Origin of the sequence: Janthinobacterium sp. TB1-E2 (assembly GCF_036885605.1) — a bacterium.
Taxonomy (GTDB): Bacteria; Pseudomonadota; Gammaproteobacteria; order Burkholderiales; family Burkholderiaceae_D; genus Janthinobacterium; species Janthinobacterium aestuarii.
In genome coordinates, this window is record NZ_CP142523.1 from 916,289 (window position 1) to 937,048 (window position 20,760).

Genomic DNA, 20,760 nt, shown 5'->3' on the forward strand with positions numbered 1-20,760 from the left:
AGCACCATCGTACCTGAAAACCTTCACTCTTCCGGCAGCGTGGCGAAGCTGTGCGCCAGGTAGTCGATCAGCGCACGCACGGCCGGCAGCAGGCCGCGCCGCGAGGGAAATACCGCGTGGATGATTTCGCGCTGCGGCCGCCACTGCTCCATCAGCGGCAGCAGGCTGCCATTGGCCACCTGCTCGGTGATCATCATGGTCGGCAGCTGCACCACGCCCACGCCGGCCACGGCCGCGTCGCGCAGGGTTTGCATGTCGCCGGTGACGAAGCGCGGTGTATGGCGTAGCTGGGCGCGCGCCCCATCGGGGCCATGCAAATCCCACTGGTAGTACTGTTGCGGCATGCCCAGGGCCAGGCTGGGCCAGTCGGCCAGGTCGGCCGGCGCCTTCGGCAGCGGTGCACCGGCGAACAGCAAGGGGCTGCCCACCATGCACTGGCCCCGTTCGGCCAGCACGCGCAGCACCAGGTCGCTGTCGGGCAGCGGCGGCGGACGCACGCGGATGGCCACGTCGATGCCCTCGGCCACCAGGTCGACGCGTCGGTTACTCGCTTCCAATAACAGAGTCACCTGCGGATGCGCGCGCATGAAACCGGCCAGCATGGGCGCGACCAGCGATTGCAGCAGGGCGATGGGGCAGGACAGGCGCACCGTGCCGCGCGGCGCGGCCCGCGTCAGTTCGATCGCTTCCTGCGCCGCTTCCGCTTCCACCAGCATCGCCTTGCAATGCTCGTAAAACGTCTGTCCCACGTCGGTGACGGAAAAATGCCGCGTCGTGCGCTGCAGCAGGCGTGCGCCGAGGCGCTCTTCCAGCAGCGCGATGCGCCGGCTCAGTTTGGATTTCGGCATGCCCAGCGCGCGCCCGGCTGGCGCAAAGCCGCCATGGTCGACCACCTGCACAAAGTAGTACAAGTCATTCAGATCTTGCATGCCACCTCCTTGATCGTTCTATTTTTGGAACGCTGATGGCCTATTTTACCGTCTACCCGCTTCATCGTTGCAGGTCTATTCTGTCTTCATCGTAATGCAAACCTCAACAGGAGATCGAGATGAACAAAGTCACAGGTATCTACAGCGCACCGCGCCAGCACTGGGTAGGCGATGGTTTCCCCGTGCGCTCGATGTTTTCGTATAACGGCCATGGCAAGCAGCTGAGCCCATTCCTGCTGCTCGACTATGCCGGCCCCGCCGAATTTGCCCCCGGCACCCGTCCGCCCGGCGTCGGCTCGCACCCGCACCGCGGCTTTGAAACGGTGACCATCGTCTACAAGGGCGAAGTGGCGCACCGCGATTCGACGGGCCAGGGCGGCGTGATCGGCCCCGGCGACGTGCAGTGGATGACGGCCGGCGCCGGTATCCTGCATGAAGAGTTTCACTCGCCTGCCTTCACGCAGTCGGGCGGCACCTTGGAAATGGTGCAGCTGTGGGTGAATCTGCCGGCGAAAAACAAGATGACGGCGCCCGGTTACCAGGCCATCACCAGCGACACGATACCCACGCTGGCGCTGCCCGACGATGCAGGTTCCGTGCGCGTGATCGCCGGCGATTTCGCTGGCCAGCATGGGCCGGCCCGCACGTTCTCGCCGATGCAGGTGTGGGATGTGCGCCTGGCCCAGGGCAAGCTGACGGAACTGCCCGTGACCCGCGGCTGGAGCACGGCGCTGATCGTCCTGCATGGCACGGTGCTGGTCAACGGCGAGAGCGTGGTGCGCGAAGCGCAGATGGCGCTGTTCGAGCGCGATGGCGACAGCATCACCGTCGAAGCGAACAACGACGCCGTGGTGCTGCTGCTCAGTGGCGAGCCGATCGATGAACCCATCGTCGGCCATGGCCCCTTCGTCATGAACACCGAAGCGGAAATCGCGCAGGCGTTCGAGGATTTCAACAGCGGCCGCTTCGCCCGCATCGCGAAGTAATTTGTGCAGTGAGTTTGTGTAGCGAATTTGTGTAGTACCCGTGCCGCATCCCGCGGCACGGTTTTTCAGGAGACCACCATGAGCACCCCCGCCAACTTCCAAGGTTTGCCACCGATGATCGATCCCGACGACGCCGTCATGCTGCTGATCGACCACCAGAGCGGCTTGTTCCAGCTGGTGCGCGACATCGAGCAGCACGTGCTGCGCGGCCACGTCACGGCGCTGGCCAAGCTGTCGCGCCTGGCCAAGATGCCGACGTTTACCACCGCGTCCGTGCCCGACGGCCCGAACGGCCCCTTGATCCCGGAAATCCACCATTTCAACCCGGAAGCCGTCTACATCCCGCGCACGGGTCAGATCAACGCCTGGGACAATCCGGCCTGGGTCGAAGCGATTGAAAAGACGGGCCGCAAGACCCTGCTGATCGCCGGCACGCTCACCAGCGTGTGCATGGCTTTTCCCACCATCAGCGCGCTGGCGGCCGGCTACAAGGTGTTTGCCATCATCGACGCCTCGGGCAACTGGTCGAAGATGGCCACCGACATCACCATGGCACGCGTCACGCAAGCGGGCGCCGTGCCGATCGACACGTATGCCGTGCTGGCTGAAGTGATGAGCACCTGGAACCGCGCCGATGCGATGGAGTTCGCCGCCATCATGACCGACCATATCGTACCGCCGTACCGCGCGCTGATCGAAAGCTACGACAAGGCGCAGGGCGTGCAAAAGAATGGCCGCGAAACGAAGCTGGAAATCCTCGAGGCGGCATCGAAGGGCTGACCGCCGCTATGGCGCTTCGTAGCTGCTGCGTATCGCCGCCAGCACGCCGCGCTGTTCCAGGCGCGTGATGGCGGCGTTCAGGTGCGCCAGGTCGGCGGGGCTGGTCGTGCGCGCGTTGAGCATCAGGTGCACGGGCGCGCGCAGTGCCAGGAAGGGCAGGGTGTTCAAGGCCACACCCTGCAGACGCGCTTCGTGGCGCACGGCCAGCACGTCGCCCAGCAACAGGTCGGCGCGGCCCGCGTCGAGCATGAGGATGCCTTGCCGGAAGCTGCCGAAGGTATTCAGGCGGCCGTCTTTTTCCAGTGCCGGACGGGCCGCCGCATAGTCGGCCCCGTACCAGCCCACCTTGGGCGCCAGCAGGGTGGACTTGCCGCGCGCGAGCTGCGCGAAGCTGGCGACTTGGCGGTGGTTGCCGGGCGCGCCGGATTTGCTGAAGACACCGACGGCTTCATCGCGATACGAGAGGGAAAAGCGGGCATAGGAGTGGCGTTCCGGCGTCTCGGACGCGGCGGGCAGCAGGTCCAGTTCGCCTTTCTGGAACAGCAACTGGCGCCGCGCCGTGGGCAGTTCCGGCACGGTCAGCAAGGTGCAGCGCGCCTCCTTGAAGATGGCGCGCAGCAGTTCCAGGTCCAGGCCCGTATAACTGCCCTGGGCGTCGCGGTAGACATACGGCGGCCATTGCTCGAGCGCCATCGTCATGCGGCAGGCCAGGGCGGGCAGGACGCTGCCAAGCAGCGTTGCCGCAAGCAGCACGTGGCGCAAGCGCATGGAACATCTCCGCAGTGGTTCAGGGGGTACTGCTTAGCAATTTGCCAGAATGGCCACGGAAGTCAAGCAGTGCATGGCGGGTTGCGGATATCAAATGGGCTATAGTGGCGGCGTGTCTTCATCCAAAGGAAATCCGCTTGACTCCCCCGCTCGAGATCGCCGCCAATGTCTTGATGACTGCTTCCATCATCCTGGCCGGACGCAACAACATTCATTCCTGGTGGATCGGCATGGTCGGCTGCGTGCTGTTTGCCGTGCTGTTTTTCCAGGTCAACCTGTACGCCGACGTGATGCTGCAGCTGTTTTTCATCGTCACCTGCGTCATCGGCTGGCTGCAATGGCGGCGCGGCGCCGGCGGCAAGCCGTTGCCGATCACGCGCACGGGTTGGCGCAGCCTGGCCTGGGTCGTGCCGGCCGGTATCGCCTCCGTGGCGATCTACGGCATGCTGCTGCACCGCTTCACGAACGCCTACGCGCCATTCATCGATTCGGCGGTGTTGGTATTTAGCATCATCGCGCAATTCCTGCTGATGAGCCGCCGCATCGAAACGTGGGCTTTCTGGCTGCTCGTCAACACCGTCGCCGTGCCGCTCTACTACAGCCGCGGCCTGCACCTGACAGCCGTGCTGTATGCGGCCTACTGGGTCAACGCCGTCATTTCCTGGTACTGGTGGAGCGTGCAGGCACGCCGCGCGGCGGCCGCACCGCCGGCGCTGGCCGACGCCTGATATTGCCAAAAACCAAGTCCTTAGATCCAAATCGTATATACATTCAATTTTTAATTCGTTCACCCCATAAAGACACCGGGATATAGTGGCCTTTCCCCGCTTACCGGTGTCTTTTATGTTGCGTTTTACCCTTTCTGCCTGTTTTTACGCCGCCCGGCACCCGCTGACCATGCAATGCATGGCGCAGTGGATGCCGATGCGTGCCCGTCCACGCATCCCGTAATTCCTTCATCCCCCCGTCGTCGTTTTGCCCGCAGGCCAATCCGGTCCGTGTGCCCCTGCTCGGCCTTTTTTATCTGAAAAAGGCTGCAATCCCAATAAGAGGAAACCATGTTCAAACCACTCGCCATCAGTCTTGCCATCGCCGCCGCCTTTCCCGCCGTCTCCACCATCGCCCATGCCGAGGACGACATGCTGCGCGTCAACGTCACTGGATCGAATATCCGCGTCAGCGAAAAAGAGGGGGCCAGCGCCGTGCAGGTCATCACGGCCAAGGAATTGAAAGCCAGCGGCAAGACCAGCGTGTCGGATGTGCTGCGCGCCATCTCCGCCAACAGCGGCAACAGCTACAACGAACAATATACGGGCAGTTTCTCGGCCGGCACCTCGGGCCTGTCGCTGCGCGGCATCGGCCAGAAAAATACCCTGATCCTGGTGAACGGCAAGCGCGTTGCCAGCTATGCGACGGCGCAAAACCTGCAGGAAACCTTTGTCGACCTGAACAGCCTGCCGATGGCGGCCGTACAGCGCATCGAGGTGCTCAAGGATGGCGCCTCGTCGATCTACGGTTCCGATGCCGTGGCCGGCGTCGTCAACATCATCCTGTACAAGGAATTCACGGGCACGGACATCACGGCGCAGTGGGGCGGCTCGACCGAAGGCACGGGCCAGCATGAAAAGAGCGCGGCGCTGCAGACGGGTTTCGGCAAGCTCGAGGAAGACGGCTACAGCCTGGTCTTCTCGATCGACGCGCAGCAGCGCGACAAGCTGCAGCAAAGCGACGTGGCGTGGATGCGCGATGCGGACTTCCGCAATCAGCAGCGTGGCGCGCTGGGCTGGGTAGCCACCAATTATGCGGGCAGCGATCCGACGCGGACCCTGGGCGGCGTGCGCGGACCGCTGCAGCTGGTCAATTATGGCGACATCACGCCCGGCAAGACGGGGCAAGTGCTCGCGTATAACCCGTCGCCGTATAAAACCCTGATCCCCGGCATCCAGCGCGTGCACACGGCCGCGCGCGCCACCTTCAAACTGAACGCGGACACGGAAGCGTACGTCGACTTGCTGCACAGTTATTCGCGCGCCGACCAGACCTTCAGCGCGCCGCTCACCGTCAACAATGCCACGCGCGTGTGGAACAACGCCACCCAGGCGCTCGACACCATCCCCGTCGTGCTGCCGGTCGGCCATCCGAACAATCCGGGCGCCACGCCCCTGCCGTTCACGGCGACCCTGTTCGACCTGGGGCCGCGCCTGAAACAGGACAAGGTCACCTTCTACCGCGCGCTGGCGGGCGTCAAAGGCACGCTGGCGGGCTGGGACTGGGATACGGCCGTGGGCCACTCGAGCAGCAAGCTGGAAGAAACCGTGCAGAACTTCGTCAACCGCTACGAATTCCAGAAGGTGCTGGCCGATGGCAGCTATAACTTCCTCGACCAGTCGCAAAACAGCGAAGCGGTGCGCAACCGCCTGCGCCTGTCGACCCTGCGTCCGGCCGAGTCGACCCTCGACACCGTCGATTTCTCGGCCGCGAAAGACCTGTGGCAATTGCCGGCCGGTCCGCTGGGCTTTGCCGCCGGTGCGCAGTGGCGCCGCGAAAAGATGGATTCGCAAACCTCGACGGCCGTGTTGTCGGGCACGGAGCTGCGTCCGGCCATCAACATCATCAACGGTTCGCGCAGCGTGTCGGCCCTGTTTGCCGAATTCAACGTGCCCGTCGTGAAAGACCTGTCCGTCAATCTGGCGGGCCGCGCCGACCATTACAGCGATTTCGGCAATGCGTTTTCGCCGAAGGCCAGCGCGCGCTACCAGGCGGCGCCGTGGCTGCTGGTGCGCGGTACCGTGTCGCGCGGCTTCCGCGCGCCGTCGCTGCCGGAAATCACGCAAAGCACGGCCGTCAGCTACGTCAGCGTGCTCGATCCGCGCGACCCGATCACGCCCACGCAGACGCGGGGCGTGACGGCCATTACCATCGCCAATACGGCGCTGCGTCCGGAGCGCTCGAATAACCTGAACCTGGGCGTGGTGGTGTCGCCGACCAGCAGTTCGAGCATCGGCCTCGATTACTACCGCATCAAGCAGGATGGCGTGATCGGCACGGAAAGCGCCACCACCACGCTCGCCAATGAAGCGTCGGCGCCGCAGAAGATCACGCGCGATGCCGATGGCCGCATCACGACCCTGTACCGCCAGTACCGCAACCAGGGACAGCGCGAAGTGTCGGGTATCGACCTCGACCTGCGCCAGCGCTTCGTCGACAAGGACTGGGGCAAGCTGACCCTGGCCGGCCAGTTGAGCCGCGTGCTGCGCTTTGCCGAACCGCTGTCCGACGGCGCCCCGCTCACCGATGGTGCCGGCACCAATTATTTCGGCTCGATTCCGAAATGGCGCGGTGTCACATCGGCCACGTGGGAGCAGGGCAAGTGGTCGTCCACGCTCACCTGGAACTACGTGGGCAGCTATGCGCAAAACACGCATCTCGATGAATCCGTGGCCGCCTTCAGCACGTTTGACGTGACCACCAGCTGGCAGGTCACGCCAGCGGCGAACGTCACCTTCATCGTGCAAAACCTGGCCAACAAGCGCGCGCCGTGGGATTACTCGGCCTCGGGCTTCGACTATACGCAGGCCGACCCGCGCGGCCGCTTCGCCTCGCTCAAGCTGAACTACAAGTTCTAATGACCGTTTGACACCTGCCGCTGGCCCGTCTGTTCATGCAGGCGCTGGCGGTAGGCGCTGGGCGTGACGCCCATGCGTTCGCGGAAGGCCGTGGCGAAGTTGCCCGCGTTGTGAAAGCCGATCAGCAGGGCGATATCCTGCACGTCGATCTCGGTCTGCTGCAGCAGTTCCACGCCGCGGGCGATGCGCGCTTCACGGATGAAAGCGAAGACCGTCATGCCCGTCTGCTCGCGGAACATCAGGGTCAGCTTTTCGCGGTAGGTACCCACGCTGCGGGCGATTTCGGACAGGTTGGGCAGGCTGCCCAGGTTGTCGAGAATCAGTTGTTTGACGGCATTGACAAACACGAGGTCCGGATGCTGCTGCCGCTCGCTGACCGGGGGCGCTGTCGGTGGCGTGCTGTTGCTTCTACGCATCAATCCCAGATGGATATGGATGCGCGCGGCCAGTTCTTCCGGCAGGAAGGGCTTGGAAATGTAATCGACGCCGCCCACCTGCAAGCCCATGATGCGTTCCTTGGCGGCATCGGCGCCGCTGAGAAAGATCACGGGTATCTGTTCCGTTTCGGGATTGGCCTTGAGCAAACGGCACGCCGTGTAGCCATCCATCTCGGGCATGCGCACGTCGAGCAGGATCAGGTCGGGATGCGTGGCCAATGCCAGCTGGTAGCCCTGGTAGCCATTGAAGGCAATGCTGAAGCGATAGGGCTGCTCGCTGAGCAGCTCCATCAGCATGCGCTGCTCGAACGCGGAATCGTCCACGAGCAGGATATTCTTTTTGATGGTTTCGCTGGTCAATGGCATGGCATGGATGACTTAACCAAATAGCAAGTTGTTGCTTATTATGCCCTGCTTTTTCTTTTTTTTCTGCTTTTCTCGTGTTTCAAAAGATGTTTCTCCGCCAGAAGAAGCGCGGATTTCCCAGATCGCCAATAATTCGCTCATGCATTGATTTTAAGCAATGTCGATTGCCAAAAAATCTGTTTTGCAAATGCTGCAAACAATGCCGGAGTCCCCGGGTTCCTGACTCTCGGCACAAGTTTTTTGTCGTCCTGGTTTGCGTGCCCGAGAAAACGCCGGCAATACCGTGACTATCCTCGATGCCCTTCATATTGGTGGGCTCATTAATGATGTTCCATCATCAGGAGGTATCATGTTGCGAGTTATTTTTCCCCGCCTTATCGTTGCCGCCAGCGTGGCGGTTGCCGCCACGGCGTTCCTGCCGCGTAGCGCCGACGCCGCCGTGTATCTGAATGGCAGCGCCACCACCACCTTTGACGTCACCCTGAAAATCATCGCCAATTGCACCATCGCGGCGGCCAATCTCGACTTTGGCCAAAGTCAGGGTGTACTGGCTACTGCCGTTAACGTCAATACGACCGTGAATGTCACCTGCACCAATACCACGCTGTATAACGTGGGCCTGACGGCCGGCTCGGGCACGGGATCGAGCGGCACCACGCGCTATATGAGCGGCACGGGCGGCAACCTGGGGACGGTGCAGTTCAATCTGTACCAGACGGCCGGCAGCACCTTGTGGGGCGATACCCAGGGCACGAATACCGTCGGCGGCACCGGCAACGGTTCATCGCAGCCGATCACGGTGTACGGCAATATTCCGCCGCAAGCGACACCGGCGCCCGATACCTACAAGTCGACCATCACGGCCACCGTGTACTTTTAAGCCAGGCGCTGCGTGAAGGCCGGTGCTGTTTCCCTGATGAAAAGCGTGCTGGCGCTGCTGGCCTGCTGTGCGGCGGGCGCACACGGCGCCAATCTGCAGATTTCGCCGGTGACGCTCAATTTGCGCGCGCCACAGAATGCGGCCGGCATCAGCCTGCAAAACCTCGGCGACCAGCCCATCTACGGACAGGTGCGGGTGTTCGCCTGGGAGCAGCGCGATGGCGAGGAAACCCTGGCGCCGACGCAGGAACTGGTGGCCAGTCCGCCGATCGTGGAAATCGCCGCCAACAGCCGGCAGACCATCCGCCTCGTGCGTGCCCAGGCCGGTCTTGTGGTGCAGGAAAAGACGTATCGCGTGCTCATCGATGAAGTCAGCCGCGAAGATGGAGCGGGCCGCAGCGGCATCGATATCCGCTTGCGCTATTCGGTGCCCGTGTTCGTGCTGCCGGCCGGTGCGCCGGGCAAGGAAATACTCGACTGGCAAGTGTTTCGCGAGCGGGGCGAGTGGATGTTGCGTGTCAAGAACAGCGGCAATTTCCATGCACAGATCGGTGCGATGACGTTGACGAACCAGGCGGGCAAGGAATTTGTCATCAGCAAGGGGCTGTTTGGTTATGTCCTGGCGGCACGCATGCGCGTCTGGCGCTTGCCCGTCGCCAGGGAGGCCGAACTGGATGGACCGTTGAGTATTGCGGCAAACGTGAATGCAAAGGCGCTCGTTGCCACGAATTCGACACCTTGAACCGGGCCGCCATGGCGGGCGGGCTTGCCGCGAACCGGGTTAAACCATGAGACGCGCACTGGCATCCTTGCTGTTGCTGTTGCTGGCCATGGCACCGGTGGCCAGGGCCGATGGATCGGCCGCCGAAACGGGCGCCGATCCGGGACCGGCCAGCTTGCCGAGCGATCCGATGGCGCCGAATGAACTGTATCTGGAGGTGACTGTGAATGCTGAATCAACCGGGCTGATCTTGCGCTTTACCCAGGTGGGCAAAGGCTTGCGCAGCAGTGTGGCGAACTTGCAGCAGCTGGGGCTGGACCCGGCGCGCCTGTCCGCACCCGGTCAGACCGAGGTGGCGCTTGATGCGATTCCCGGACTCAGCTATGACTATGATGCGGCGCGCCAGAGCGTGTCGCTGCAGGTGGCGGACGACTTGCGCTCGCCGTACCGCATCAACGCGCGCCTGGCTCCGCAGACGCCGCCGTCACGCGTCACGCCCGGCGCCGTCCTCAATTACGAAGCCTATGCGGAACTGGGCCGGACGCGGCGCGCCGCCATCTTCAACGACTTGCGCTATTTCAATGACAGTGGCGTGTTCAGCAATACCGGCACCGTGAACCTGGGGTCGGACCAGCGCAAATACATGCGCTTTGACACGTTCTGGAGCCATGCCGATCCCGAGACCCTGCAGACGTGGCAAGTGGGCGACCTGATTTCGTCTTCGCTCAGCTGGAGCCGCGCCGTGCGCGTGGGCGGCGTGCAGTGGCGCAAGAATTTCCAGCTGCGCCCCGACCTGCTGACCTTTCCCGTCGCCTCCGTCGATGGCACGGCGCTCGTGCCCTCATCGCTGAGCCTGTACGTCAATGGCGTGCAGCAATATGCTGCCAGCGTGCCCAGCGGTCCGTTCGTGCTGAACCAGGTGGCCGGCATCAATGGCGCCGGGCAAGCCACCCTCATCACGCGCGATGCCCTGGGGCGCAGCGTGACGACCGTGCTGCCCCTGTATGTCGATACGCGCATGCTGGCTGCCGGCTTGAGCGATTATTCGGTCGAGGCGGGCGCCGTGCGGCGCGACTATGGCCGCCGGCTGTTCGGCTATGAGCGGCAGCTCGTTGCCAGCGCTTCCGTCCGCCATGGCGTCAGCGACAGCTTCACGATTGAAGGCCATGCGGAACTGGCTGCCGGCCTGTATCAGGCGGGGGCGGGCGCGCTGGTGCGGCTGGGCCAGGCAGGCGTGCTCAGCGGATCGCTGTCGGCCAGTGCCGGCCACAGCCTTGGCGTGCAGCTGGGCGCAGGCTACCAATACATGGGGCCGCGCTTCAGCGTCGACGTGCAAAGCGTGCGCGCCAGTGCCGGATTCGGCGACCTGGCCTCGCGCGACGGCAGTCCCGTGGTGCGCGCGGCGGACCGCTTTACCGTAAGTTTGCCCTTGCCGGCGGGAAGCAGCATCAGCAGCAGCTATATCCGCTACCGCGCACCGGGCGCACCGTCATCGAAGCTGGCCACCCTGGGCTATTCAGCCACCCTGTTGCACGGCCTGTTCCTGAACGCCAGCCTGTTCCAGGATTTGCGGCAACGCGAGAAGCGGGGATTTTATGTCGGCCTGAGCATGGCCTTCGACAATAATCTGTCCATCAGCACGAGCGCCAGCCGGCAAAACGGCGAGAGCGGCCGCAGCGTCAGCGCGCAGCGCGCGGCGGACTTTGGCGGCGGCTTCGGCTGGAACTTGCAGGCAGGCACGGTGGGCGGCAATACCTACCGGCAGGCGCAAGTGGAATACCTGGGCAATGACGGTCGAGTGAGCGCGCGCACGCAAAGCAGCAGCATGGGCAATGCCTCCTCGCTGGGCGCGGCCGGCGCGCTGGTGCTGATGGATGGCCATGTCGAGACGACGCGCCAGGTGGGTAATGGTTTTGCGCTGGTCTCCACTGGCGGCGTGGGCAATATTCCTGTGCTGCATGAAAACCGCCAGATCGGCGTGACGGGCGGGAGCGGCTATCTGTTGGTGCCGAATTTGAATCCCTATGGCAATAACCAGATCAGCATCGCCACGGATGAACTCGAAGTCGACGCGCGCGTACCCGTGACCAATATGACGGTTGTACCGCAACACCTGGCCGGCGTGCTGGCGGCCTTTCCCGTCGAACGCTACAGCGCCGCCACCGTCATCGTGCAGGGCGCCGATGGCAAGCCGCTGGCCACGGGCTTGCCCGTGCTGCATGTGCAAAGCGGCAAGCAGACGGTCGTGGGCTTTGACGGTATCATTTTCGTCGACGATCTGCGCGAACAGAATCAATTGCAAGTGGGCGAGGGCGACAGCGCGTGCACGGTCGGCTTTGCGTATGTGCGTCCGGCCGCGGGCGGCTTGCCCGTGATCGGGCCGTTGCGCTGCGCTGCCACCGGAGGAGGCCGCTGATGCGCCGCCTGCTGCCATGGCTGACCTTGCTGCTGGGCTGCGCCTGGGGTAGTGTGGCGCAGGCGGCCGATACCTGCACGGTCAGCATGACGAATATCAATTTCGGCTCCGTCAGCCCGATTTCCGGCACCGATTACGTGGCGCAGGCCACGGGCACCTTCAGCTGCCTGTTTTCGTCGCTGAACCTGGGACAGTTGCTTACGCCCAATGCGCAAGTGTGCATCTCGCTGGGGCTGGGCACGAATTCCACCTCGGCCCTGCCGCGCAAGCTGGGCAATGGCAGCAACCGCATGGAGTACAACGTGTACGTGGACAGTTCATATGCGACGGCGAAGATCTGGGGCGGCGCCGGCGTGGCGGGCGCGCCATCGACCTTCGGCATGACCCTGTCTGCCGGCTTGCTGGCCCCGCCAGGCACGTATTCCACCACCTTTACCGTGTACGCGAAGATTCCTGCCGGCACGGCCCTGGCCGCCGTACCCACGGTCGCCAACGCCAATACCGTCTATGCGTCGAGCTTTGCCGGCGTGGGCACCTACACGTACACGACGTATGGCCTCGTCAACCTGCAGGGGTGCTCGGCCACCAGCGGCAGCTTCGGTTTCACGGTAAGTGCCACGGCCGTCAACGACTGCACCATCGCGGCCAGCCCGATGGCGTTCGCCAACGCCTCCATCCTGACGGGCAACTTGCGCAGCACCAGCACCTTGTCCGTGCGCTGCGTGAATAACAACGCCTATCAGATTGCCCTGAACGGCGGCAGCGTGGCGGCCAATGTGGCCAACCGGCAAATGAAAAACCTCTTAACGACGGACAAGGTCAGCTACCTGCTGTCATCCACGCTCGATGGCGCGCCCTGGGGCGATGGCACGGCAGGCACGAGCATGGTGACGGGCACGGGCACGGGCGCCAGCGTGCCGCTGACGATTTACGGCCGCGTGCCGGCGCAGGTGTCGCCGCGCCCCGGCGACTACAAGGACACGGTGACGGCAACGATTTATTTTTAGAACGTGACGGTAACGAGGCCGGTGCCCGATGGCGTCGCCTGCTGGTGCAGCAGATAAGGCGTGTTGTGCTGGCAGCGTACCTGGGTGATGTTGCGCTGCGAGATGATGGTGCACGCTTCCTGCACGACGAAGGTGGCCTGCAGCGTTGCGGAAGCGGCGGTACCGGCGGTGGTGGTCTGGCAAAGGGACAGGGCGAGCAGGGCAGGCAGTACGGCAAGCTTCAAAGGGGTCATCGTGAACGCATCGAGTGAAAAACGGGCGTGGGCAGCAGCGCCGGAAGGCGTGGCTGGCACCGTTTTTCGCACCGGGATTGGGAGAGCAGAACCAGCCATGATTGTACTTGAACAAGGAAAGTGTGAGTTTTCGCGTATTTTCAGCCCGCCGCAGGGGCAAGCAGCTCACTTTCAAAATGATAGTAACTAAGTTTCCGTGTTGCAACTGAAATTTTTTTCGATTGTTGTGTTGAATCAATGTGAGGAGATGGCCATGAAACATACCAACTTTAATAATTTGCCTTGCCCGATTGCGCGCAGCCTGGGCAAGGTGGGCGAATGGTGGAGCATCCTCATCCTGCGCGAAGCGTTTTACGGCAAGACGCGCTTCGACGAATTTGAAAAAAGCCTCAAGATCGCCCCCACCATCCTGACGCGCCGCCTGGCCGACCTGGTGGAAGGCGGCTTGATGACGCGCCGCCTGTATTGCGCCAAGCCGCCTCGCTACGACTATGTGCTGACCAAGTCCGGGCGCGCCTTCAAGCCCGTCTTGCTGGCGTTTATCGCCTGGGGAAATGAAAACTTTGCGCCCGAAGGCGCCAGCCTCGTCATCGCCAGCCGCGATACGGGCCTGGCCGCCGATCCGGTGCTGGTCGACGCCACGACGGGCTTGCCCATCAATGACGAGTATTACGCGTTCGCACCAGGGCCTGCCGCCAGCGACAGCATGCGCAGCATCATCCTCGATGCGGAAAAAAGCAGCGGCATCGCGCCCAAGCCGAAGGCGCCGGCCGCCAACCGCGGCTGGGTGGCGGAAGGGCATCTGGCCTGAAGACGCGCTGGCGGAGGTGCGCCGAGTTTGGCGCAAAGCAAGACGGACTGCACGGCATGGCGCTACCGTCGCACTATGCAATGCAAGTGCGGCGCAGGCCCGGCTGTGCAGGGTGAGGCGCCATCCGTGACCCGATGTCCGTTGAAGGAGTACTGCGATGACTACATTGCCACAACACGCTCGCCGCGCCGCCACCGTGCTGGCGCTGGCCGCCCTGCTGGGCGCCTGTTCCCATGGCCCGCATCAGCCGGGCGGCCATGACGTCACCTTGACGGGTGCGCAGGAAGTGCCGGCCAATACCAGCACGGCCAGCGGCAGCAGCACGCTTCGCGTCGCCCACGACCGCAGCGTCAGCGGCGGCGTGCGCTACACGGGCATGCTGGCCACCGTCGCGCATATCCATGAAGCGCCGGCCGGCGCCAACGGCCCCGTCATCATGCCCCTGGTGAAAACGGCCGAAGGCATGTTTGCCGTGCCGGCCGGCGCCATGCTGACGCCGCCCCAGTATGCGAGCTACCAGGCCGGCAACCTGTACGTGAACGTGCACAGCGCCGCCTACCCGGCCGGCGAGATCCGCGCCCAGCTCAAGCCATAGCCGCTGGCGCTTTCCCGAAACCTCCTTGGGCCGCGCGAGCGGCCTTTTTTTGCGCCCGGCGGCCAGCCGCAGCAGCGCGCTACAATGGCGCTTCATGCTGACCATCCTCGCCATCACCTTTCCCTTCTTCGCCCTGGTACTGTGCGGCTACCTGGCCGTGCGGCGCACGCTGCTGCCGCTGGCCGCCATCGGCGGCTTGAACAGTTTTGTCTTGTACTTCGCGCTGCCGTGCATGTTGTACCGCTTCGGCGCCGCTACGCCCATCGCGCAGCTGCTCGACGCCAGCGTGTTCGGCGTGTATCTGCTGTGCGCCCTGATCATGGTGGGCGTCACGACGGCCATGACCCTGAGCCACCGCATCGACTGGAACAACGCCGCCTTCGGCGCGCTGGTGGCGGCCTTCCCGAATACGGGTTTCATGGGCGTGCCCCTGCTGTTGACCTTGCTGGGACCCCGTTCCTCGGGCCCCGTCATCGTCACCATCGTCGTCGATATGCTCATTACCAGCTCGCTGTGCATCGCCCTGTCGCGTATCGGCAGCGGCGGCGCGCACGGCAGCCGCGCCGCCATCGCCAACGCCATGAAGGGCATGCTGGGCAACCCGATGCCGTGGGCGATCGTGCTGGGCGCCATGTCGTCGTGGCTGGAACTGGCCTTGCCCAAGCCATTGATGCAGACGGTGGGCCTGCTGGCCGACGCCGCCTCGCCAGTTGCCCTGTTTACCATCGGCGCCGTGCTGGCCCGTTCGCAAATGAGCACGGCCGATCCGGCGCCGCTGGGCGAGTATGTGCCCGTGGCGCTGAAAAAACTGCTGCTGCATCCGCTGCTGGTGTGGGGCACCGGCCACGCGGCCATCGCGCTGGGCGCGCCGCTCGATCCGTTCGCGCTGACCTGCATGGTGCTGGTGGCTTGCCTGCCCAGCGCCAGCAATGTCTCGCTGCTGTCGGAGCGCTTTGGCGCTAACACGGCGCGCATCGCCCGCATTATTCTGGTCTCGACGGCGCTGTCGTTTTTGACGTTTTCGGCGGCCGTCAGCTGGCTGGCGTGAGGGTGGCCGCGTGGCCCCGGGCCTCGCTGCGCGCCTTGCGCATCGTCGAGAGCACAGCGACGGCGCGCATCGCCCGCATTATTCTGGTCTCGACGGCGCTGTCGTTCCTGACGTTTTCGGCGACCGTCAGCTGGCTGGCGTGACGTTGGCGGCGATCAGCGCACCCAGGGCCTGCGCTGCGCCGGGCTGGGTGCCGGAGGCCAGTTCGCGCGCCATGGTGGCCTGGTCCTGCATGCTGCGGTTCTGGCCCAACTTCCATTTGCCCGTGATGCGCGTGAGGGGGATTTCGATGCCGACGATGGCTTTCAAGAGTTTCTCGATATAGCTGGCCGGCGCGTCGCTCACCCGCCATGGCGCGGCTTGATCTGCCTCATGGCGCGCCGTCAGCCGCTCCACCAATCCCAGCAGCCACGCCGCGTCGTCGATGGCGCGCAGGGGGCCGTGGGCGTGCACGACCGCGTAATTAAAGGTCGGCACTTCCTTGCCGCTGCGCTGCTTTTCCGCATACCAGGCGGGCGTGATGTAGGCGTGCGGGCCCTGGAAGATCACCAGTGCTTCGCCGTTCCCGCCGGCGGCGCGCCACAGCGGATTGGCGCGCGCCACGTGGGCGCGCAGGGTGCCGAATGGGGCGTCGGGCGTGGGCGCGGTGATCTCGAACGGCAGGTGGTCGGCGCACAAGCCATCGGCATCGTGGCGCACCAGCGCGCCCAGCGGATGCGCGTCGATCAAGCCATGCAGCACGTCGAGGCGTTCTTCGCGAAAGCTGGCAGGCGAGTACATTTAATCAGCTCCTTCCACGACCACGTCGGCCGTCAGCGAATTGGCGATGTAGCAGCGCTCGTGCGCGTCGTGGTGCAGGGCCGCCAGCGCCTCGGGAGAGGGCGGCGTTCCCGCGAAGGCGATGCGTGGACGCAGCACGATGCGCGTCATGGCCAGGCGGCCTTGTGCATTCTTGCCCAGGTCGCCGGTGGCTTCGTCGCGGTAATCGTCGATGACGTAGCCGCGCTGCGCCGCCAGCGACAGGAAGAACAGCATGTGGCAGCTCGACGTGGCCGCCACCAGCGCTTCTTCCGGATCGATATTTTCCGCCACCGACATGGGCAGCGGCACGGACAGGGGCGACGACGAGGCAGCTACCGTCAGGCCGCCGTCGAACTGCCATTCATGGCCACGGCTGTAGCGCTGGCCGACGAAATCCTGGCCGTCGCGCTGCCAGGCCACGGTGGCGAAAAACTGATGCATGGGTGCTCCGCAAAAATAGAGGGGATGCGCCATCTTAGCGCCAGTCTTGGCTATTTAAAACAGCCAATAAGTGCTATCTTTAAGCTACCAATTCAAGAGTGCCGCCATGCCAGCTTCCCATTTGCACCAGATCATCGCCACCTTGCCGCTGCAGCGCGGCGCCAGCGAGCCGCTGTTTCGCCAGCTGTATGCGGCCATCAAGGCCGCCATCCTCGATGGCCGCATGAATCCCGGCATGCAGCTGCCGCCCACGCGCGACTTTTGCCGCCTGCTGGCCGTGTCGCGCCAGACGGTGCTCAATGCGTATGCGCTTCTGACAGCCGAAGGCTATCTCGATGGCGCCGTGGGGCGCGGCACCTTCGTCAGCGTCGAGGTCCCCATGGCCGCGCCGGCCACCAAGATGGAAGCGCCTGGCCTGCTGCGGCCCCTGTCGGCGCGCGGTCAGGGCGTGGTGACGGCCATGCGCCAGGTGGCGTTCCACCGTGGCCCGCTGCGGGCCTTCCGTGTCGGCATGCCGCGCATCGACCATTTCCCGTTCGACGTGTGGAATCGCCTGGAAGCGCGGCGCTGGCGCAGGCCCGACCACCAATTCGGCTACAGCGATCCGGCCGGCTACCTGCCGCTGCGCGAACTGCTGTGCGTGTATTTGAAGGCGTCGCGCGGTGTCCAGTGCACGCCGCAGCAGATCGTCATTACGTCCGGTTCGCAGCAGGCGCTGTTCCTGCTGTCGACCATTTTGCTGGCGCCCGGCGACCCGGTCTGGATGGAGTCGCCCGGCTACCGGGGCGCCAGCGGCCCGCTGCGCGCGGCCGGTGCGCGCGTGTTTCCCGTCCCCGTCGATGCGCAGGGGCTGGACGTGGCGTATGGCGTGGCGCACTGTCCGCAGGCGAAGCTGGCGTACGTGACGCCGTCGCACCAGATGCCGCTGGGCGTGAGCATGAGTTTACCCCGCCGCCTGGCCTTGCTGGCCTGGGCCGCACAGCACAAGGCGTGGCTGGTGGAAGACGATTACGACAGCGAATACCGCTACGCGGGCGCGCCATTGGCTTCGCTGCAAAGCCTGGACCGGGCCGGCTGCGTGGTGTATGTCGGCACCCTGTCGAAAGTGCTGTTCCCTGGCCTGCGCCTGGGCTACATGGTGGCGCCGCCCGCGCTGGCCGACGCGCTGGTGCAAGCCAAGGCCGTGATGGACCGGCACACGGCCATCGTGCCGCAGATGGCGCTGGCCGACTTCATCGCCGAGGGCCACTTTGGCCGCCATATCCGCCGCACGCGCGACAGCAATGCCGAACGGCGCGACCTGCTGGTGCGCGGCATCGCGCGCGAACTGGGCGACCAGCTCGCGTGCGGCCCGGCCGACAGCGGCCTGGAATTGTGCGCGTATTTTCGCGCCGGCCACGATGAAGAAACGGTCTCGCGCGCGGGCCTGGCACGCGGCATCGAATTGCGTCCGTTGAACCACTATGCCGATCCGGCGGCGGGGCCCGAGTGCGTCACGCCGCCCGGGCTGCTGCTGGGCTTTGCGGCCATTCCCCCGGCCGAGATACAGCATGGCGTGCAGGAACTGGGACGCATCCTGCGCGGCCGATAAACTATACTGGCATTTGCCTGCACACGAAGAACACGACCATGACCACCATCCGCTGCTCCTGGGCCAACCCGGCCAATCCCCGCTATCTCGACTACCACGATACGGAGTGGGGCGTACCTTGCCATGACGAGCGCCGGCTGTTCGAGATGCTGAACCTGGAAGGCGCGCAGGCTGGCCTGAGCTGGGAAACCATCCTCAACAAGCGCGACACCTACCGCGCCGCGTTTGACGACTGGGACGCGGAAAAGATCGCCGCGTATGGCCCGGACAAGGTGGCGCAGCTGCTGGTGGACCCCGGCATCGTGCGCAACCGCCTGAAGGTGGCGGCCGCCATCACGAATGCGCAAGCCTATTTGCGCCTGCGCGCGCAAGGCCAGACCCTGGACGGCTTCCTGTGGGCGTATGTCGATGGCCAGCCCATCGTCAACAGCTGGCAGCCGGGTGAATTCCCCGCCAAGACGGCATTGTCCGACCAACTGTCGAAAGACTTGCTCAAGCTGGGCTTCAAGTTCGTCGGCTCGACCATCATCTACGCCTACATGCAGGGCATCGGCATGATCAATGACCATGCGCCCGCCTGCTTTTGCCGCGCGGGGCGCTGATGCACCGCGTGCTCGTCCTGCTCGATACGGATTTTGACGGCGCCCGCTTGCGTGCCGCCTGTGCGGCGCATGGCGGTCGCCGCCTGCATTACATCGCGCTGGCGCCGCGTCCCGTCGATGCGCGCCACTTGCCCGAAGAGTGGCGTGCGCAATGGCCGCCCTGCGTGCCGGGCCTGCATCGCATGGTCTCGCACGATGGCCTCGTCACGCTCGATGTGCTGATCGGCGAAGCCGATGCCTGCCTGGCGCAACTGTCGGCGCGCGTCGATGAAGTACACCTGGCCTGGGTGCCGCCAGCCACGCCGGTGCTGGCGCGCCTGATGGCCGATGGCGCGCGTCTGCAAGCCGTGCATCTGGACGAGGCGCAGCGCGCGGCCCTGCAAAAGAATGGCTTTGTTTTTGACGAGAGCCGTTTGCGCGCCGTGTTTTATGCGCGGCGCGCAGAGTACGCGGCCGTCACCGCGCCCGAGCGGCGCGCCATCGTCATCGGCGCGGGCGTGGCCGGCGCGGCCGCCTGCGAACGGCTGGCCGCGCGCGGCTGGAAGGTGACCCTGGTCGAGCGCCACATGCAACCGGCCAGCGAGGCCTCGGGCAACCTGGCCGGCATCTTCATGCCGCTGATGTCGAAGGACGACAATATCGCCACGCGCCTCGTGCGCGCCGCCTACCTGTATTCGCTGAACCGCTGGAAAGACCTGGGCGGCATCGGCGCCGCCATCGAGGGTGCGCAAAGCGGCGTGCTGCACCTGGCGCGCGACGGCGCGCATGCGCAGGTGCAGCGGCAGATCGCCGCCAGTGGCCTGTATCCGCGTGAATTCGCCCGCTGGCTGGAAGCGCCCGAGGCGACCGCCATGCTGGGCGCACCGGCGCCCGATGGCGCCTGGTGGTTCGAGCAGGGCGGCTGGGCGCGCCCGTCTTCCGTCTGCGCGGCCATGCTGGACGCCTGCGGTGCCTCGCTTACGCGGCGCTTTTCCAGCAGCGCCTTGCGCCTGGAGCGCGGCGACCAGGAATGGCTGGTGCGCGATGCGGACGGCACCCTGATCGCGGCCGCACCCAACGTCATCCTGGCGGCGGGCACGGGTGCCGTCGATTTCGAACAGGCGGCCGGCCTGCCGCTGGACGCCGTGCGCGGCCAGGTCACCCACCTGGCCGAAGGCATCTTGCCCTCGTTGCCGTTCGTCGTCTGCCGCGAAGCCTACATGACGCCGGCGCATCAGGGCATCGTGTGCGTGGGCGCCAGTTACGATGCGGACGCGGACACCAGCTTGCGCCCATCGAGCCAGGAAGACAATATCGCGAAGATCGCCGATATCCTGGGCGTGGCCCCGTTCGCCGCGCCGCTGGCGGGCCGCACGGGCTTTCGCTGCATGGCACCGGACCGCCTGCCGCTAGCGGGCGCCTTGCCCGACCCCGGCGTACCGGGCCGCTGCGAGCGCTTGCGCGACGTGCCGCGCTGGCCCGGCCTATTTGGCTTGCTCGGCTACGCCTCGCGCGGCCTGATCTGGGCGCCGCTGGCGGCCGAGCTGCTGGCGTGCCAGCTGGAGGGGGAGCCGCTGCCGCTGGAGAGTCAATTGGCCGCTGCCTTGGATCCTGCGCGATTTTTATTACGAGAGCGCCGTAGAGCATATTGATTCTGGTCTTTTTATAATTCACCCCCAAAACAAGTTCTGGGGTCAGACCCGGCGGGTCTGACCCCGGCTTTACGCTGCCATATCTCCATATA

At 64.7% G+C, this 20,760-nt stretch carries 22 protein-coding genes; 15 read left to right on the forward strand and 7 right to left on the reverse strand.

Annotated features, from left to right (window positions below):
• Positions 1-23: 23 nt before the first annotated feature.
• Positions 24-929 carry a LysR family transcriptional regulator gene (locus OPV09_RS04130; protein WP_338680627.1) on the reverse strand — a complete coding sequence of 302 codons (906 nt, stop codon included), beginning with the start codon at positions 927-929 and terminating at the stop codon, positions 24-26.
• Between the two features lie 119 nt (positions 930-1,048).
• Here OPV09_RS04130 and OPV09_RS04135 point away from each other — a divergent pair, with 119 nt between their 5' ends.
• Together OPV09_RS04135 and OPV09_RS04140 are read left to right on the forward strand one after the other, a co-directional pair.
• Positions 1,049-1,915: a pirin family protein gene (locus tag OPV09_RS04135; protein WP_139092187.1), complete on the forward strand. Its 867-nt coding sequence runs from the start codon at positions 1,049-1,051 to the stop codon at positions 1,913-1,915.
• Positions 1,916-1,993: 78 nt separating this feature from the next.
• Positions 1,994-2,695 carry an isochorismatase family protein gene (locus OPV09_RS04140; RefSeq protein ID WP_198511246.1) on the forward strand — a complete coding sequence of 234 codons (702 nt, stop codon included), beginning with the start codon at positions 1,994-1,996 and terminating at the stop codon, positions 2,693-2,695.
• A gap of 6 nt (positions 2,696-2,701) precedes the next feature.
• On the opposite strand, the gene OPV09_RS04145 is transcribed toward OPV09_RS04140, so the two are convergent.
• On the reverse strand, positions 2,702-3,463 hold the full coding sequence (locus tag OPV09_RS04145) for a substrate-binding periplasmic protein (protein ID WP_338680628.1): 762 nt from the start codon (positions 3,461-3,463) through the stop codon (positions 2,702-2,704).
• 137 nt (positions 3,464-3,600) lie between these two features.
• On the opposite strand from OPV09_RS04145, the gene pnuC reads away from it, so the two are divergent.
• Together pnuC and OPV09_RS04155 are read left to right on the forward strand one after the other, a co-directional pair.
• Entirely contained in the window at positions 3,601-4,191 is a 591-nt protein-coding gene (gene pnuC / locus OPV09_RS04150; protein ID WP_331778504.1) for a nicotinamide riboside transporter PnuC, read from the forward strand.
• 330 nt (positions 4,192-4,521) lie between these two features.
• Entirely contained in the window at positions 4,522-7,089 is a 2,568-nt protein-coding gene (locus OPV09_RS04155; protein ID WP_034753430.1) for a TonB-dependent receptor, read from the forward strand.
• Here the strand turns inward: OPV09_RS04155 and OPV09_RS04160 are convergent.
• Together OPV09_RS04160 and OPV09_RS04165 are read right to left on the reverse strand one after the other, a co-directional pair.
• Positions 7,086-7,892 carry a response regulator transcription factor gene (locus tag OPV09_RS04160; RefSeq protein WP_034753432.1) on the reverse strand — a complete coding sequence of 269 codons (807 nt, stop codon included), beginning with the start codon at positions 7,890-7,892 and terminating at the stop codon, positions 7,086-7,088. The two genes, OPV09_RS04155 and OPV09_RS04160, sit on opposite strands and share 4 nt — an antisense overlap.
• Positions 7,893-7,904: 12 nt before the next feature.
• Positions 7,905-8,033: a hypothetical protein gene (locus OPV09_RS04165; RefSeq protein WP_257620510.1), complete on the reverse strand. Its 129-nt coding sequence runs from the start codon at positions 8,031-8,033 to the stop codon at positions 7,905-7,907.
• Positions 8,034-8,241: 208 nt separating this feature from the next.
• Between OPV09_RS04165 and OPV09_RS04170 the strand changes: the two genes are divergently transcribed.
• The 4 genes from OPV09_RS04170 to OPV09_RS04185 are packed head-to-tail and all read left to right on the forward strand — an operon-like array spanning position 8,242 to position 12,915.
• Complete coding sequence (locus OPV09_RS04170) at positions 8,242-8,772, forward strand: Csu type fimbrial protein (RefSeq protein ID WP_034753434.1); 531 nt, start codon at positions 8,242-8,244, stop codon at positions 8,770-8,772.
• 12 nt (positions 8,773-8,784) lie between these two features.
• Positions 8,785-9,513 carry a fimbrial biogenesis chaperone gene (locus tag OPV09_RS04175; RefSeq protein ID WP_254671799.1) on the forward strand — a complete coding sequence of 243 codons (729 nt, stop codon included), beginning with the start codon at positions 8,785-8,787 and terminating at the stop codon, positions 9,511-9,513.
• Between the two features lie 46 nt (positions 9,514-9,559).
• Positions 9,560-11,908 carry a fimbria/pilus outer membrane usher protein gene (locus OPV09_RS04180; protein WP_338680629.1) on the forward strand — a complete coding sequence of 783 codons (2,349 nt, stop codon included), beginning with the start codon at positions 9,560-9,562 and terminating at the stop codon, positions 11,906-11,908.
• Positions 11,908-12,915, forward strand: coding sequence for a Csu type fimbrial protein (locus tag OPV09_RS04185; protein WP_070305397.1), 1,008 nt, complete (start codon positions 11,908-11,910; stop codon positions 12,913-12,915). Before OPV09_RS04180 ends, OPV09_RS04185 begins: the two co-directional genes overlap by 1 nt.
• Here the strand turns inward: OPV09_RS04185 and OPV09_RS04190 are convergent.
• On the reverse strand, positions 12,912-13,148 hold the full coding sequence (locus tag OPV09_RS04190; RefSeq protein ID WP_338680630.1) for a hypothetical protein: 237 nt from the start codon (positions 13,146-13,148) through the stop codon (positions 12,912-12,914). The two genes, OPV09_RS04185 and OPV09_RS04190, sit on opposite strands and share 4 nt — an antisense overlap.
• Before the next feature lie 253 nt (positions 13,149-13,401).
• Here OPV09_RS04190 and OPV09_RS04195 point away from each other — a divergent pair, with 253 nt between their 5' ends.
• From OPV09_RS04195 to OPV09_RS04210, 4 genes are all read left to right on the forward strand, one after another.
• Positions 13,402-13,959: a winged helix-turn-helix transcriptional regulator gene (locus OPV09_RS04195; RefSeq protein WP_034753667.1), complete on the forward strand. Its 558-nt coding sequence runs from the start codon at positions 13,402-13,404 to the stop codon at positions 13,957-13,959.
• Positions 13,960-14,116: 157 nt separating this feature from the next.
• A complete protein-coding gene (locus tag OPV09_RS04200; protein ID WP_338680633.1) occupies positions 14,117-14,554 on the forward strand; it encodes a CHRD domain-containing protein in 438 nt (145 codons plus the stop codon).
• A gap of 94 nt (positions 14,555-14,648) precedes the next feature.
• A complete protein-coding gene (locus tag OPV09_RS04205; protein WP_338680634.1) occupies positions 14,649-15,602 on the forward strand; it encodes an AEC family transporter in 954 nt (317 codons plus the stop codon).
• A 2-nt stretch (positions 15,603-15,604) separates the two neighbouring features.
• Entirely contained in the window at positions 15,605-15,745 is a 141-nt protein-coding gene (locus tag OPV09_RS04210) for a hypothetical protein (RefSeq protein ID WP_319992213.1), read from the forward strand.
• Here OPV09_RS04210 and OPV09_RS04215 read toward each other — a convergent pair.
• Both OPV09_RS04215 and OPV09_RS04220 read right to left on the reverse strand, forming a co-directional pair.
• Positions 15,729-16,382, reverse strand: a complete 654-nt coding sequence (locus OPV09_RS04215; RefSeq protein ID WP_338680635.1) for an FMN-binding negative transcriptional regulator — start codon at positions 16,380-16,382, stop codon at positions 15,729-15,731. The genes OPV09_RS04210 and OPV09_RS04215 overlap by 17 nt on opposite strands.
• On the reverse strand, positions 16,383-16,844 hold the full coding sequence (locus OPV09_RS04220) for an OsmC family protein (RefSeq protein WP_338680636.1): 462 nt from the start codon (positions 16,842-16,844) through the stop codon (positions 16,383-16,385). It lies immediately after the preceding gene.
• Between the two features lie 106 nt (positions 16,845-16,950).
• Here OPV09_RS04220 and OPV09_RS04225 point away from each other — a divergent pair, with 106 nt between their 5' ends.
• From OPV09_RS04225 to mnmC, 3 genes are read left to right on the forward strand one after another with little or no spacing between them, the layout of a single operon-like run.
• On the forward strand, positions 16,951-18,435 hold the full coding sequence (locus OPV09_RS04225) for a PLP-dependent aminotransferase family protein (RefSeq protein ID WP_338680638.1): 1,485 nt from the start codon (positions 16,951-16,953) through the stop codon (positions 18,433-18,435).
• Positions 18,436-18,473: 38 nt separating this feature from the next.
• On the forward strand, positions 18,474-19,037 hold the full coding sequence (locus tag OPV09_RS04230; protein ID WP_338680639.1) for a DNA-3-methyladenine glycosylase I: 564 nt from the start codon (positions 18,474-18,476) through the stop codon (positions 19,035-19,037).
• Positions 19,037-20,668, forward strand: a complete 1,632-nt coding sequence (gene mnmC / locus OPV09_RS04235) for an FAD-dependent 5-carboxymethylaminomethyl-2-thiouridine(34) oxidoreductase MnmC (protein WP_338680640.1) — start codon at positions 19,037-19,039, stop codon at positions 20,666-20,668. The genes OPV09_RS04230 and mnmC overlap by 1 nt, the downstream gene beginning before the upstream one ends.
• The last annotated feature ends 92 nt before the right edge of the window (positions 20,669-20,760 follow it).

Coding starts and splice junctions, on each gene's coding strand:
- OPV09_RS04130 (WP_338680627.1), bottom strand. CDS start 929: ATGCAAGATCTGAATGACTTGTACTACTTTGTGCAGGTGGTCGACCAT.
- OPV09_RS04135 (WP_139092187.1), top strand. CDS start 1,049: ATGAACAAAGTCACAGGTATCTACAGCGCACCGCGCCAGCACTGGGTA.
- OPV09_RS04140 (WP_198511246.1), top strand. CDS start 1,994: ATGAGCACCCCCGCCAACTTCCAAGGTTTGCCACCGATGATCGATCCC.
- OPV09_RS04145 (WP_338680628.1), bottom strand. CDS start 3,463: ATGCGCTTGCGCCACGTGCTGCTTGCGGCAACGCTGCTTGGCAGCGTC.
- OPV09_RS04155 (WP_034753430.1), top strand. CDS start 4,522: ATGTTCAAACCACTCGCCATCAGTCTTGCCATCGCCGCCGCCTTTCCC.
- OPV09_RS04160 (WP_034753432.1), bottom strand. CDS start 7,892: ATGCCATTGACCAGCGAAACCATCAAAAAGAATATCCTGCTCGTGGAC.
- OPV09_RS04165 (WP_257620510.1), bottom strand. CDS start 8,033: ATGAGCGAATTATTGGCGATCTGGGAAATCCGCGCTTCTTCTGGCGGA.
- OPV09_RS04170 (WP_034753434.1), top strand. CDS start 8,242: ATGTTGCGAGTTATTTTTCCCCGCCTTATCGTTGCCGCCAGCGTGGCG.
- OPV09_RS04180 (WP_338680629.1), top strand. CDS start 9,560: ATGAGACGCGCACTGGCATCCTTGCTGTTGCTGTTGCTGGCCATGGCA.
- OPV09_RS04185 (WP_070305397.1), top strand. CDS start 11,908: ATGCGCCGCCTGCTGCCATGGCTGACCTTGCTGCTGGGCTGCGCCTGG.
- OPV09_RS04190 (WP_338680630.1), bottom strand. CDS start 13,148: ATGACCCCTTTGAAGCTTGCCGTACTGCCTGCCCTGCTCGCCCTGTCC.
- OPV09_RS04195 (WP_034753667.1), top strand. CDS start 13,402: ATGAAACATACCAACTTTAATAATTTGCCTTGCCCGATTGCGCGCAGC.
- OPV09_RS04200 (WP_338680633.1), top strand. CDS start 14,117: ATGACTACATTGCCACAACACGCTCGCCGCGCCGCCACCGTGCTGGCG.
- OPV09_RS04205 (WP_338680634.1), top strand. CDS start 14,649: ATGCTGACCATCCTCGCCATCACCTTTCCCTTCTTCGCCCTGGTACTG.
- OPV09_RS04215 (WP_338680635.1), bottom strand. CDS start 16,382: ATGTACTCGCCTGCCAGCTTTCGCGAAGAACGCCTCGACGTGCTGCAT.
- OPV09_RS04220 (WP_338680636.1), bottom strand. CDS start 16,844: ATGCATCAGTTTTTCGCCACCGTGGCCTGGCAGCGCGACGGCCAGGAT.
- OPV09_RS04225 (WP_338680638.1), top strand. CDS start 16,951: ATGCCAGCTTCCCATTTGCACCAGATCATCGCCACCTTGCCGCTGCAG.
- OPV09_RS04230 (WP_338680639.1), top strand. CDS start 18,474: ATGACCACCATCCGCTGCTCCTGGGCCAACCCGGCCAATCCCCGCTAT.
- mnmC (WP_338680640.1), top strand. CDS start 19,037: ATGCACCGCGTGCTCGTCCTGCTCGATACGGATTTTGACGGCGCCCGC.